Source organism: Hafnia alvei (assembly GCF_964063325.1).
GTDB classification, from domain to species: Bacteria; Pseudomonadota; Gammaproteobacteria; order Enterobacterales; family Enterobacteriaceae; genus Hafnia; species Hafnia alvei_B.
Window position 1 is genome coordinate 4,736,935 of sequence record NZ_OZ061315.1, and the last position, 13,337, is coordinate 4,750,271.

A 13,337-nucleotide genomic window follows, 5' to 3' on the forward strand; every position below is an offset into this window, starting at 1 on the left:
TTTGCGTTAAGAGAAGCTCATTTGATCTCTCTAAAATACAATTATTTTACACATTAATGGTTTAATACCTCTGTAATTAAATGAATAAACGCTACTGTTCTGTTAATGATTGGCTCCTGGAAATTTCATCCGGTTCAATATTGCATTTAAATACCGGAGAAAGAAAAAGACTAGGTGAATACCAATTAAAGCTATTAGATATCCTGACTCGACATGCAGGAGAAATCCTCTCACGCGAAGAGCTAACCAATATGGTTTGGGAAAGGCGCGTTATAGGAAATAATAGCCTTCCTAATGCGGTTCATGCTTTACGCGTTGCTCTAGAAGATGATGGAAAACAACAAAAAATAATCAAAACCATACCTAAAAAAGGTTATTTGCTGGAATCATCTTATTGCCGCTGTATTGAAACAGATGCATTAAATGAGAATGAGAATATTACTGATATACCTCATGAAGGTATTTCCACAGATTCAAGCATTTATAATGATGAAGAGGCATCGTCTAATGCCCTTAGCGTAGAACCTGTTTCTCCGGCTATCAATCCTGACTCCGGGTATTCTCAGGAAACGCCCCAGCCAGACGAGCTTCAGCCAGCCAAAAAGCATTCATGGTTAGCCTATATGGTTCTCATTTTGGTCGCCGTGCTGGTCAGCGCCGCGATGGGCTATAAATACCTGTCGCTTAATAATATAACGCTGGCTGCCGCTCAGCAGGAAAACAACGTCTACAGCAACATCCGGTTGTATCAGATCGTGCAAGACGGCGACACAGCGACATCCAAAGATTCACTTTATACCAAGCTGAAAGGCACGCTCTACCAACTCAATCAGCATTTGAAGACCAAAAACACCTATATGGATGTTTACTACAAGGTTTCTGACCAAGTGCTGAACTACACGTTTTCAGTGGAAACCACCTGCGCCAACCAGCAGCTCGCGATGACGATCTACCATTGGCGAACCGATACACGTCAGCTTAACAACCTGATTTTTCGTGAAACAGTGAGAAAAATAAATGAAATCCCAGCCTGTCAGAGCCAATAAGCTGATATGGATGCTAAGCCTGCTTATTTTGTTAATAGGAATATTAGGATACACCGCATTATCAGTCGCAACGCCAAGCCTTAAACCTAGACAGGGTACGGTACAAATGGGGTTTTACGATCTGATGTCTCAGCAGAAAGAGCTCTATGATTCCCATTTAACCTCAGTGAATGGCACCATTCTCAACACCATCACTAACCCAAACGACACCCGCTTTGTGGTGAAAGGGAAATTTACTGAAACTCATCGCGAGCTAGGCAAAGTGTACTACCTCTACTCGCAGATTTATTACAGTAAGCCTCAGCGACGTCTGATGATCGATGGGCTGATTGATTTCTTGCAGAATAATGAAGTGTGGATGATACCGCTGAAGCTTGATGGCCAGCCGCTGGTGATTGGGCAAACCGGGATGATATTTTTATATCCTTTGGGGCAGTGATTTAATCTCCCTTCATAAACCCCCTCCCAGCCAAGAAAAAGGCTAGGGCTAAAACCCCCTCCCAACATCACCGAACGGTTCCCTCCCCTGCCAAGGGGAGGGTTAGGGTGGGGTCATCGGGGCATTATCCCAACAAATTCTTCACTGTACCCAAGCGTACGTTGGCCTGCGCACTCAATGCCTGATTAAGGCTAGAAAACTGGCTGCTGCTGTTTTGCAGATGTTCGCCCAATGCCTGAGAAACAGCCAGCGCCTGCTGCGGCTCATACGGCGTGGCCATTCCCTCAATACGCGTACGAACACGCTCTTGCTGGAAACGTAATTTCCCACGCTGATGGGTAATTTGCTCCAGCGCAGTTAATACTTCTGTTCCCCGCTCACGCAAGCGCTCTGGCTGCGCCGCAATTTGTTTGAGCACGTCGCCAATCGCGGGCTCTGGCTTTGGAGTTAGTGAAGAAAACGTTGAGTTAAAACGCTTTCCCTCACCGCGCACGCTTAAATGCGTGCTCACGCGCTCCCAACGCGACTCATCGACGCTGAATGTGACATCTCCCGTGCTATCTTGGCGGGCATGCACCCCAAAACGCCCCAGTCCTTGATTCAAACGCATTATGGCCTGACGCTCAGAGCTATTTTGCGTAAGCGATACCGCAGCCATTTCTCGTTTGTTGCCACCGAGAGAGAAAACCAACGTCTCTGCATCTCCGCCCTGCAACAGTTTCTCTCCGTCTGGCAGCGCAAAATTCACCTGAGTTTTGCCTTCCAGCTTCACGTTGAAATGTCGATCAACGGTGTTGCCGGAAAGCTGCGCGCGATTATCCAGCAAACTTTGCAACCCTTTAGCCTGCTGACGAATGGTATCTGGCCGAGTTTGGCTATGAGTTGCTGAATGGCGTAGCTGCAAGAGCTGGCTTTCCGTTTGCGATAGAAAACTGTCTGCCTGCTGAACCGCCGTTAATTGCTGGTTCAACTGAACGTTATAGCGCAGCGGGCGCGCTGAAATTAGCGGTGATTCAGGAAAGCTGGCCGGTGAGGCTGACGTCGTATCTGTAATGCCACGATTGCGAACCGACTGTGGGGCATCAATACCTCCCCGCGTCAGCGGGGAAGTGGTTGAAGTTTGTAACGAGGAAGTGCTAAGACCAACTTGCATATCAATTACATCATGCTAAAAAGTGAGAGCTGACTAATCATACTGTAGGTTTTATTCGAAACCTGCATCGAGTTGTAATACAGCTGAAAATTGACCGACGCCGTGGCCATATCTAAACCAGACAAATCTTTGGCAACCATATCATTGGCCGTTTTCACATCGGTGTGCGCATCATCCAGCATCGTTAAACGATTTTGACGACCACCCAGATCGGTAAAAATAGCAGCCACGTCGTCTGAAGAATCTTTCACGGCGCCCATCAGCGTATTGAGTTCATCCGCATAGTCAGAAGCAGGAATATTAGGATCCTGCATTTTATCGCTGAGCGACTTCAGCTGATTCAACAAGTCCAGATCGTTGCCGCTACTCGAAAAAGCCCCGCTCAGGTTGGTATTTTCAGTGATGCTCACGCCGTTAGCCACCGCCGTTTCACGCGTGCCGTCGTTACCATTGTATTCATAGCTCTGGGTGGTTTCGTTCCACACTACCGGTTTCTGATCGGTTTTGGTGCCAGAAAACAGATAGCGACCGTCCTCGTTTTTCGAGTTCAGAGTAGCCACCAGAGAGTCGAGCATAGAGCCAATCTCTTTGCCAAAGCCGGACATGTCTTCGCTGCTATGGGTATCGTTAGACGCCGCCAACAGTTTGTCATTGAGTGACATCAGCTGATTACTCAGCGCCGTCACGTGCGATTCCTGCATCGATAGGTTGCCGGACAAACGCGAAATATTGCTCTGATACTGAGTGATCGCTGACTGCTCGCGGTTAAGCTGCACCATACGCGAACTGGCGATGGGATCGTCAGACGGAACGTTGACGCGCTGCAATGTCGACATCTGCTGCATCAGTTTATTCATCTGGGTGCCGTTTTTTCCCATCTGATAGGTCATCATATTGGCGTTGTAGAGGCCGCTGACTCGCATGTTAATTCCTTATTTTTATCAGAGCAGATTCAGTAAATCGGAGAAGATCTGGTTACCCGCAGCAATCACCTTCATGTTTGACTGGTAGGCATTCATGTAAACCTGAAGATTAATCGCTTCTTCGTCCTGATCGACTGCGCTGAGGTTATCACGCTGATTCTGCGCTTCTACATAGACAGATATGGCTGCTTCGGCTTCGGTCTGGTTCTCACGACTGGCGATACCGATAGAGCTAATAATCGCGGCAGCACCTTCATTGATGCTCATATTGCCCATACCGCCGATGTCCACTTTCTTGTTTTTCAGTTCAATCAGTAAATTCAGGTTATCACCGTTACCCGTTTCATCATCTTTACCTGAAAGCGCCAGCTCATCGGGCTTGATGTCGGTGATAGTCAACATGCCCGCGGGATTACTCAAATCGAAATTAAACAGCGGCTTACCCGGTTGCCCCTTAAGGTCGAAACCTTGTCCGAGCTGATCGTTGAACATGGTCGCGATAGATTCCGCCATGCCCTGAACTGACTCCTGCATTTCTTTGAGCGTACCCTGCTCATAATCATTCAGCGCGCCAAGCTGACCGCCGGTTGCCGGATTAATCGTGTATTCAGAACCGGCATATTTCAGGGTCAGTAGCTGGCTGCCATCGGGTTGAGTGGTCGTGGCAAGCTGCCCCGAACTCCGTCCATTGACCAATGGCTGACCATTTGGCAAGGCGACCGTGTAATTGCCTTTCGCATCCTCGCTGACTTTCACGTCAACCATGCTGCTCATCTGTTTCACCAGCTCATCACGCTGATCGCGCAGCACGTTGGTGTTACCGCCGGTGGCTTCAAGCTCAGCAATTTTCTGGTTATAGCCTGCGATGTTCGAGCTCAGCGTATTCACGCTGTCTACCGTGGCATTACGCTGGCTATTGATTGACGTTTTCTGGCTAGTAATAAAATTATTAATGTTATTAAAACGCGTCGCCATCGACTGCGCTTCGTTGATCAATTGCTGGCGCAGCGCGGGGGAATCAGGCTGCGTGGTGAGCTCATTAAGCGAGGCAAAAAGCTTATCGATACCGTTGCCCAAACTGGTGGTATCCGTGCCAATCACCGACTCCAACGCACCAATGTACTTTTGCCCGGAATCATAATAGTTAGCTTTACTGTTGGTGCCCCATACCTGACTGGTCAAATACTGATCCGAGATACGGCGAATACTGTCAACCTGAACGCCGTTACCCGCCGACAGTCCCACTGAGCCCATCGGCCCTACGGCGCTTTGCAAAATACCTTGGCGGCTATAGCCCGGCGTTAAGGCATTCTGAACGTTCATACCAACGGTATTCATACCTAACTTGGCGGCTTGAAGGCCGCTGTAAGCGTTACTGATTAAACTCATAATGATTCCTGTCCGCGGCTAAGTACTGGGATAACGGGCGTTTCAAGCTCTACGGGCTCTTGCGCTTCTACAGAATCAGAAGCGACATTTTCGCCCTCAATCTTAAGCGCGCGTTCCATTCCCTTAACCTGAGGATCGAGCTGGTTAATCAGCATGGTGGCAATTCCACTGCTGCGCTGTGAAGCCAGCTGCGAGGCCAGTTTGTCATCATAAAAATCACGCATCATGCGCTGCTGCTTACTGTTGAACGGATCATCATCTGCCGCTAACGCATCCGAAGCTTTACGCATCTGCTGCATCATCGAACGCAGGAACATTGCTTCAAACTGCTCGGCGGCCTGATCTAAATTCTGTGCTTTCAGCGTGCCGGTGAAATCTCCCGGCAGCACGGTACTTTGGCGATTAATGGCATCAATCATGGTTTTTTCCTTAAATAACCACGAGTTCAGCGTCTAACGCGCCTGCTTCGTGTAATGCCTGCAAGATAGCCATGGTGTCATCCGGCGCGGCTCCTAAGCTATTGATGGTGTTTACGATGCTACGCAGGCTGGTGCCTGCGGCAACGGTCACCATCTGGCCTTGGCCTCGGTTCACATCAATATCGCTTTGTGGCGTAGTGACCGTTTCACCGTTGCTGAAGGCATTAGGTTGGCTCACGTTGCGACTTTCGCGAATACTGACGGTTAAATTACCGTGAGAAACAGCGGCCGCCCGCACCACAACGCCATCTCCAATCACTACCGTGCCGGTTCGTGCGTTAAACACCACGCGAGGCGGCTGTTTACCGGCGTTAATCTGCACGTCTTCCAGCATCGACATAAAGGCCACGCGAGCGCCTGCGTCCTGCGGCGCTCTCACCACCACGTTGGTCGCGCTTTGCGCCGTTGCGGTATTTGCACCAAAGGCCTGATTCAGCGCCACGGCAACGTTGTTCGCCGTTTTAAAACTCGGGCGTTTCAAATTCAGCGTAACCAAATTGCTTACCTGAAAATCACTAGGAATTTCACGTTCAATCGACGCCCCGTTCGGCACCCGCCCAACGGTTGGCGTGTTCATGGTGATGCTGGAACCGCTATCGCCTTCGGCTTTAAAACCGCCGACCACCACGTTCCCCTGAGCCAATGCATAAACTTCACCGTCGGCACCGCGCAGCTGGGTCAACAGCAACGTACCACCGCGCAAGCTTTTGGCATCACCGATAGAGGAAACGGTGATATCAACGGATTGCCCGCGCGCATACATCGGAGGCAGCGTGGCGCTGATCGCCACCGCCGCCACGTTTTTCACCTTAGGGTCAATCTTGGCCGGTAACTGTACGCCAAACTGACGCAGCATATTGGTGACCGATTGGCTGGTGAACTTCACCTGATTTTTGTCGCCGGTGCCGTCCAAACCCACCACCAAACTGTAACCAATCAGTTGGTTACCACGAACGCCTTGCACATCCACCAGCGAGCCTAGCGGCTGCGCCAATGACATTGAACTCCACAGGAGGGCGACAACCAGCGTAAGGAATCTGCACATGTTGAACATCTCCTGAATTAAATAGGGAACAGCGGATGGTTAAAGATCCGCGTCAACCAGCCGGCTGAGTTGGAATCACTTAACGCACCACGACCTGCATACGAGATACGAGCGTTCGCAATACGCTGCGACGAAATGGTGTTATCGCGCTCGATATCATCGGTTCGAACCAATCCGGTGACGCGCATATACTCATCGCCCTGATTTAAGGTCAGCCACTTTTCGCCGCGTACCACTAAAACCCCGTTAGCCAAGATTTTATGTACTGCCACGGTAATAGAACCGCGCAGCATATTTTGCTGGGCGGAAGAGGCATTGCCGTTAAAGGAGCGATCGGCACCGATAGAGCCACTCAGCTTATCCACTGCGTGGCCAAAGGCTTCCGGTGCGGCGATAGACGCATCATTCTTCTTGCCGAAGTTGGTGCGCGCCTGTTTGCTGGACTGCGTAGACTCATCAAGTCGTACCGTCAGAATATCGCCCACGCGGTATGCGCGGCGATCCTGGGTCAGAGACCAGTTGTAACCGGCGTTGTATAGCCCGCCACCCTGCACTGCAACCGGCTGCTGCAGTATTTCCTCTGGCGGCGCATAGGCCGCATCATCCTTGTGTACCAGCAGCGCAGGGCTTTCACAGCCCGCTAGCGCCATCAACAGGACACACATCAACATCTGCTTTTTCATAACGTTCTTCGCTTTACTCTTTCACCAAGCCGCCGTTACAGCGACTGAGTGACAAACTTCAACATATCATCTGCAGCCGAAACCATTTTCGCGTTCATTTCGTAGGCGCGCTGAACGGTGATCATGTCGACCATCTCTTCAACAACCTGTACGTTTGAACCTTCCAGTGTTCCCTGCTCCAACTGTCCAAGGGCATCTTCACCCGGCACACCTTCCACGGCTTCGCCGCTGGCCGCCGTTTCGCGATAAAGATTGCCGCCAACCGCTTCTAATCCGGCCGGATTAACAAAATTCACCAGCGTGATTTGCCCAAGCTCTACCGGATCGGCTTCGCCACCCACGGTCGCAGACACGGTGCCGTCTTTGGCAATCGACAGCTCTTTGGTGTTGGCCGGAAGCTCAATCGCAGGCACCAACGGTAAGCCTGCGGCGTTGGTCACCACGCCGTCGGCGTTGAGTTGTAGGTTGCCTGCACGCGTATAGGCGATATCGCCATCTGGCGTTTCTACCTGGAAGAAACCTTGGCCCGTAATCGCCACGTCCATCTGCTGCTTGGTGATCTGCATGCTGCCCACGGAGAACTCTTTTTGAGTCCCCACGATTTTCACGCCGGTGCCGTACTGAATACCGGTTGGAGCCACGTTGTTCTGATCAAGCTGCGCGCCCGGAGCTCGCTGAGTTTGGTAGAACAGATCGTCAAACATCACGCGGTCGCGTTTGAAACCGGTGGTATTCACGTTTGCCAAGTTATTGGAAATGGCGCTCATTTTGGCGTCTTGCGCTGCAAGGCCGGTTTTACTGATCCATAAAGCTGGATTCATGATTTATTCCTTAATTTAGCTGCCACGGATCAGTCGATTACCGGCTGTCGCCAAATCTTCTGCGGCTTTCATCATCTTGATTTGGGCTTCAAATTGGCGGTTCAGAGCAATACTGGAAACCATTTCGCTAATCGCTGAAATATTGCTGCTTTCCAGATGTCCGGCGGTGATTTCAACGGCATCGCTGCGTGGGTTATTCCGCGTGGCGCTAATCAATAAGCCGTCGGCGTCTTTTGAAAGCTGATCCGCAGGAATATCCACCAGCTTGATACGATCGACATCCATGGCCGCGTTGACGTCACCGTCTTGCGGAACAATCGTGATGGTGCCGTCATCGCCAATGGAAAGATCGGAAAACGGCGGCAATACCACCGGACCGGTTTCACCAATCACGGGGCGGCCGTTAATGGTTAAATCACCATCAGGGCTGACATCCATCTGACCGTTGCGGGTATAAACTTCGCGATTGCCGCTACCCACGGCGATCAGCCCATTGCCTTTGATGGCAATATCCAGCTCACGCCCGGTATCTCTCACCGCGCCCGGCGTCATATCCACACCGCTGTTTTGCTCCTGCACCAGATAGCGCGAGTCGTAGCCCGACCCCGCCACCTGCTGGGATAAAGCGCTTTCTAAGTCACCACGAAATCCGCTGGTGTTCACGTTCGCCAGATTATTGGAATGAATCTGCTGCTGTGACAGGCTGCGGTTAGCGCCGCTAACGGCGGTATAAATTAAGTGATCCATTAGACCGCCTGGAACAGAGCCGACATCATGCTGTCATTGGTGCTGATAACTTTGGTGTTGGCCTGATAGTTGCGCTGTGCGGTCATCAAACCCACCAGCTCGGCGGTTAAGTCCACATTGGATTCCTCCAGTGCGCTCGCCTTGATAGAACCTAACAGGCCAGAACCCGGCGCGCCGGTCAGCGGTGTACCCGATGCGGAAGTTTGCGCCCACGTAGTACCATCTTGTGAAGCCAGTCCATCTGGGTTGGTAAAGTTGGCCAGAATCAGCTGGCCTTGCAGCATACGTTCGCCGTTCGAGAAGGTGGCATAAACAAAGCCTTCTTCATCAATCTGCTGACCCGTTTTTTCGCCAGATGCGTAGCCATCACCTTTGTTTTTGGTCACTGAGAAGTCGGAACCAAATTGCGTCGTTCCCGCGTAGTTCAGCTCGAGATCCAGATCTTCAGCCCCAGGTATCGACAGTGAAATGCCGACGGCCCCATTTGGTACTTCCATCACGCCCTGAGCGCTAAAGGAAATCGTCTGGGTCGCCCCTTTGGTTGGGTCAGTCGCATCGGGAACAGGCTCACCATCCATGTAGTAATGGCTGGTCCAGGTGTTATCTGCGTTCTTAACAAAATACTGCGACAACGTGTGCTCACGACCCAAAGAGTCATAAACCTGCGTGGTGTAGGTATTGTTGTATGAAGAGCTGTCTTTCGGATCTAACGGCGTGACCTTAGGTACTTCGGCGTTAGCATCCAAGTTAGCCGTAAACTCCAGCCCGTTGGTGGCTTTGGCAGGGATCGCGCCGCTGCTGATGTTCAGGTTACCGACGTTACCCACCTGTAATACGCCGTTGGCATCAACCGGATAACCTTGCAAATTCATACCCTGTCGATTGACCAGATTACCGTTGGTATCTGTACCGAAATAACCTGCACGGGTATAGGCCTCTGTACCTGCGCTATCGCGCACCACGAAGAAACCGTTGCCAGAAATCGCCAGATCCAGCGCGCTTGAAGAGGCCATGATATTACCGCCACGGGTAATACTTTGCGTAACGCCACTCACGCCCACGCCCAGCGGCTGAGACTGCGCATACAGCGCAGAGAACTCCGCACGGCCAGACTTAAACCCTACGGTGCCGGAGTTAGCAATGTTGTTACTGATAGCGCTAAGCTGCTGAGTGATGGCGTTCAAGCCTGAGGTTGCAATACTAAAGCTCATAAAATCTTTCCTGATCTAAATTGGATTAGTGTTCGAAAGTGTTCCGTTTTCGAAATTACGCTTTGCGCGTGTCGGTATTATTGGATGGACTATTCATCCCAAACTGGCTGATGTAGTTATAAGGAACCTCACCCAGCCCAGCGATATTCAACATGGTGGCACTGCCATCCAATGGAATACGCACGTTGTTAACCACGCCACCCACCTCAATTGGAACCGACTCTTCGCCGGTATCCGTTACCACGCTGAGCGTGTACTTGCCTTCAGTCAGCCCCAGCTCTTTAGGGTCAATTTTGAAATCAACCTGCCCGGCTTCCTGCTGGCCCAGCTCAATTTTGTGCTCAGTGCCGGCTTCGTCTTTGACATACACCGTGACCACGCCCGCGGCGTGATCCAGTGACAGACGACCGTCGATGACCGTACTGCCGTCAGTTTCAATTTTGTCGGTCTGAACCATCACCTTCTGCCCCACCAAGTTGCCGGTAGACAGGGTTTGCAGGTTATCCATCAACACCGCATTGTTTTGCATCAGTGCGGACATAGACTCCATTGACTGCACCTGAGACAGCTGCGCCAACTGGCTAACGTACTCGGTACCATCGGTTGGGTTCAGCGGATCCTGATTTTGGATCTGCGCAACCAATAGCGTCATAAACAGGTTGTTCATGCTCGCGGCACTGTTATCGTTGCTGGCAACACGGCTGTTATTGCTAGCTGTATCCGCATAGCTCTGCGCGTCATTTACGTTCATGCTTAGGCTTCTCCAAGTCTCAGCAGGCTCTGCTGCATACTTTTCACACTGTTAAGAACTTCGACGTTAGTCTCGAAGCTACGGGATGCCGACATCATGTCGGCCATCTCTTCCACAACGTTAACGTCGGGATAAAAGACATAACCCTGATCGTTGGCCATGGGATGATTCGGCTCATAACGCTGCACTGCGCCACCGGTTTCAACCACGTCCATAATTTGCACTCGCGCGCCGGCCAAGGCTCTGTTGTCCATCAGCTCGCTGTTTTGGTACACCGCGGCAAACACGGGGCGGCGAGCTTTATACACAGCCCCCTCGTTGTCCGCTGGCGACTCCGCGTTCGCCAGATTACTGGCGATGGTGTTCAGACGAACGGTTTGCGCCGTCATTGCTGAACCAGAAACGCGATAAATATCCGTAAATGCCATTGTCCGTTGTTACCTAAATCAATTACTTACCGTCAATTGCCTTTTTAAGGCCCACAAACTTCATGTTTAAAAACGCTAAGCTGGTTTGGTAATCCAGCGCGTTTTTCGAGAACTCAGCCTGCTCAACGTCCAGAGCAACGGTGTTGCCATCGCTAGCGGGCTGATAAGGCACGCGATATTTGAGTTCTGCCGAGTTGTTGGTCGAAAAGTTCAAACTCGAACGTTGCATCTCAGCGGCAAAATCAATATCTTTAGCCTGAAAGTTTGGGGTGTCGACGTTAGCTAAGTTCGCCGATAACAGCTCTGCTCGGGAAAGTCGAAGCTGTACCGCCTGTGGATGAACACCTAATGCCTTGTCAAAACTTAAGCCCACTGAAACTTCCTCTCATCACGTCGTTGTAAAATGTTGTTTCTCTGTCATTTACTGCTGTCCGCCACTGATATAGCAATTACCATGCCAGAGTTATAACAATATGATTTTTAAACAAGTTACGCCTAAAGTTAGCCACACTAGGAAGCGTTCTTTCCTTCCGCCGCATGCCCTTGGCCGAGCCCTTGTGGTTTTCGGGCTGTGTACCCTTCCGCTCACCTCCGGCTGGGCGATGAAAGAAACCGCCAAGCCCAGCACGTCTAGCGCGCGCAAGCAGATTTATGCCCTCGCGGTGGAAGTGGCCACGGCCGATATCAATCGCGAAGCCAAACGTAAAAATTGGAAAGATTTCAATGCGAAAATGAACGTGTTTATTCCGTCAGAGGTCAGCGGCTATCGGGTTTGCTCTCAGCCGTTGCAGGCTGCGCTGCCCACGGGAGATAAACGCGATCTGAGCCGTCTGCGTTATGACATTCGCTGTGAAGATGCCAACGGGTGGGAGGTCGACGTAACCGTGAAACCGGATATCTATTTACCGGTGGTTGTGGCGAAGAACACCCTTGAGCGCGGTGCGGTCATCTCCCCTTCTGATATCGAGTTAAAAAAACGCAATATCTCCAGCAGCCGTGCGGGGGTCATCACCAATCCTGACGACGTTGTGGGGTTAACGGTGAAACGCCGCATTCGCGATTTACAGCCGATTAGCCCTGCCCAGCTCGATCAGCCCATCATGGTCGATCGCGGCCAGCGCGTCGTTATGATTGCCGAACAAGACGGCATCGAGGCTCGCACCATGGGCGAAGCGATGAAAAAAGGCCGTAAAGGCGACATGATCAAAGTGAAAAACGAAAGCAGCCAGCGTGTGGTCAGCGCCGTTGTCGACAATATTGGCGTCGTGCGAATGCTGTACGCACCGGGCCAGTAAAGTTTTTGCGCGGATAATTAAGTTTTGCTGTTGGCTGGTCGCTATAGTTGGGTATGGAAGGAAGACTTCCGCCTCTAGTCGATACTCTAAATCGATAAAACGAGTGGTTAACCTTGCGCAGCCAGACAGAAAATGACCAACGGGATACCCGTTTCGGAGAGATGCAATGAAAGTAACGCCAACCCAGTACAACCTGACTCAGGCCGTCAACAATACTGCAAACACCAAGAGTGCCAATGCAGAGTCTGCGACCACCTTACGTACTCAGGCCACCACATCGGTTGATCCCGTGCTGGGTGAAGCGCAGGGGCAACTTGCGGCTATGCCGGAAGTCGATATGGATCGCGTTAACGCGATGAAAGACGCCATCAGCGCCGGAAAAATTGACATCAATCTGGACGAACTCACGCTCGCCATAGAGAAATATTACAAAGGATAGAAAGGGAATATGACTACGCCTGCGCAAAAGGTTAATACGCTAATTCAAGATATCGTCAGTGACCGAAAGATCTATATTGAGCTTATCGGCCAACTCGAAAAGCAGCGCGCCTACATTATTGCGCGCAACGCCGACGATCTCAGCACGCTCAATCATGAACTGGTCGAAAACTACCAGCGCCTGACAGAAAGTGCGCAAAAACGGCATGACATTTTACAGTCTCTGGGCGTTGCCGGAGGACGTAAAGGCATCACCGATCTTTTTGCTCGCCTGCCCGAACAGCATCAGCCTAAGGTCAACGCACTGTGGGCTGATCTTGAGCAACAGGCCAAACGCTGTAAAGAAATCAATGAGCGCAACGGCGTGATGCTGCACATGCAGCAGGATATTGTGAATAACCTGATTAATGCCGCCCAGCCGGAAGCTTATTTGTATCAGGAAGGGTGAGTTTTTTGCATGAGTAAACCGTCTTTTAATCGATACATGCT

The 13,337-nt window shown here is 51.1% G+C and carries 16 protein-coding genes and 1 pseudogene; 5 read left to right on the forward strand and 12 right to left on the reverse strand.

Going from position 1 to position 13,337, the window contains the following annotated elements; translation table 11 throughout:
* Positions 1-80 precede the first annotated feature (80 nt).
* Both AB3Y96_RS21960 and AB3Y96_RS21965 read left to right on the forward strand, forming a co-directional pair.
* Entirely contained in the window at positions 81-1,046 is a 966-nt protein-coding gene (locus AB3Y96_RS21960; RefSeq protein ID WP_367300216.1) for a transcriptional regulator, read from the forward strand.
* Entirely contained in the window at positions 1,018-1,485 is a 468-nt protein-coding gene (locus AB3Y96_RS21965) for a hypothetical protein (RefSeq protein ID WP_081329615.1), read from the forward strand. The genes AB3Y96_RS21960 and AB3Y96_RS21965 overlap by 29 nt, the downstream gene beginning before the upstream one ends.
* A 124-nt stretch (positions 1,486-1,609) precedes the next feature.
* Here AB3Y96_RS21965 and AB3Y96_RS21970 read toward each other — a convergent pair whose 3' ends face one another.
* From AB3Y96_RS21970 to AB3Y96_RS22025, 12 genes and pseudogenes are all read right to left on the reverse strand, one after another.
* Positions 1,610-2,638 (reverse strand): hypothetical protein, encoded by a 1,029-nt coding sequence (locus AB3Y96_RS21970; RefSeq protein WP_072309816.1) that lies wholly within the window; start codon positions 2,636-2,638, stop codon positions 1,610-1,612.
* 5 nt (positions 2,639-2,643) lie between these two features.
* Positions 2,644-3,561 carry a flagellar hook-associated protein FlgL gene (gene flgL / locus AB3Y96_RS21975; RefSeq protein WP_072309815.1) on the reverse strand — a complete coding sequence of 306 codons (918 nt, stop codon included), beginning with the start codon at positions 3,559-3,561 and terminating at the stop codon, positions 2,644-2,646.
* Between the two features lie 18 nt (positions 3,562-3,579).
* The gene (gene flgK, locus AB3Y96_RS21980) at positions 3,580-4,950 is read right to left on the reverse strand and encodes a flagellar hook-associated protein FlgK (protein ID WP_072309814.1); all 1,371 of its coding nucleotides are present in this window, start codon (positions 4,948-4,950) and stop codon (positions 3,580-3,582) included.
* Between the two features lie 128 nt (positions 4,951-5,078).
* Positions 5,079-5,369, reverse strand: a pseudogene (locus AB3Y96_RS21985) (rod-binding protein); the annotation flags it as partial.
* A gap of 10 nt (positions 5,370-5,379) precedes the next feature.
* Positions 5,380-6,474 (reverse strand): flagellar basal body P-ring protein FlgI, encoded by a 1,095-nt coding sequence (locus tag AB3Y96_RS21990; RefSeq protein WP_025799649.1) that lies wholly within the window; start codon positions 6,472-6,474, stop codon positions 5,380-5,382.
* Positions 6,475-6,491: 17 nt separating this feature from the next.
* Entirely contained in the window at positions 6,492-7,157 is a 666-nt protein-coding gene (flgH, locus tag AB3Y96_RS21995) for a flagellar basal body L-ring protein FlgH (protein WP_025799651.1), read from the reverse strand.
* A 35-nt stretch (positions 7,158-7,192) separates the two neighbouring features.
* Positions 7,193-7,978, reverse strand: a complete 786-nt coding sequence (flgG, locus tag AB3Y96_RS22000; protein WP_072309811.1) for a flagellar basal-body rod protein FlgG — start codon at positions 7,976-7,978, stop codon at positions 7,193-7,195.
* A gap of 15 nt (positions 7,979-7,993) precedes the next feature.
* The gene (flgF, locus tag AB3Y96_RS22005) at positions 7,994-8,725 is read right to left on the reverse strand and encodes a flagellar basal-body rod protein FlgF (protein ID WP_072309810.1); all 732 of its coding nucleotides are present in this window, start codon (positions 8,723-8,725) and stop codon (positions 7,994-7,996) included.
* Complete coding sequence (flgE, locus tag AB3Y96_RS22010; RefSeq protein WP_367300217.1) at positions 8,725-9,936, reverse strand: flagellar hook protein FlgE; 1,212 nt, start codon at positions 9,934-9,936, stop codon at positions 8,725-8,727. Before flgE ends, flgF begins: the two co-directional genes overlap by 1 nt.
* Positions 9,937-9,991: 55 nt before the next feature.
* Positions 9,992-10,687: a flagellar hook assembly protein FlgD gene (gene flgD, locus AB3Y96_RS22015; protein ID WP_072309808.1), complete on the reverse strand. Its 696-nt coding sequence runs from the start codon at positions 10,685-10,687 to the stop codon at positions 9,992-9,994.
* A 2-nt stretch (positions 10,688-10,689) separates the two neighbouring features.
* A complete protein-coding gene (gene flgC / locus AB3Y96_RS22020; protein WP_367300218.1) occupies positions 10,690-11,115 on the reverse strand; it encodes a flagellar basal body rod protein FlgC in 426 nt (141 codons plus the stop codon).
* 22 nt (positions 11,116-11,137) lie between these two features.
* Positions 11,138-11,488, reverse strand: a complete 351-nt coding sequence (locus tag AB3Y96_RS22025) for a flagellar basal body protein (RefSeq protein ID WP_025799662.1) — start codon at positions 11,486-11,488, stop codon at positions 11,138-11,140.
* A 229-nt stretch (positions 11,489-11,717) separates the two neighbouring features.
* Here AB3Y96_RS22025 and flgA point away from each other — a divergent pair, with 229 nt between their 5' ends.
* The 3 genes from flgA to AB3Y96_RS22040 all read left to right on the forward strand — a co-directional run bounded on the left by flgA (position 11,718) and on the right by AB3Y96_RS22040 (position 13,296).
* Entirely contained in the window at positions 11,718-12,410 is a 693-nt protein-coding gene (flgA, locus tag AB3Y96_RS22030; RefSeq protein ID WP_072309807.1) for a flagellar basal body P-ring formation chaperone FlgA, read from the forward strand.
* Between the two features lie 166 nt (positions 12,411-12,576).
* Complete coding sequence (flgM, locus tag AB3Y96_RS22035) at positions 12,577-12,849, forward strand: flagellar biosynthesis anti-sigma factor FlgM (protein ID WP_072309806.1); 273 nt, start codon at positions 12,577-12,579, stop codon at positions 12,847-12,849.
* Positions 12,850-12,858: 9 nt separating this feature from the next.
* Positions 12,859-13,296: a flagella synthesis protein FlgN gene (locus tag AB3Y96_RS22040; protein ID WP_367300219.1), complete on the forward strand. Its 438-nt coding sequence runs from the start codon at positions 12,859-12,861 to the stop codon at positions 13,294-13,296.
* The last annotated feature ends 41 nt before the right edge of the window (positions 13,297-13,337 follow it).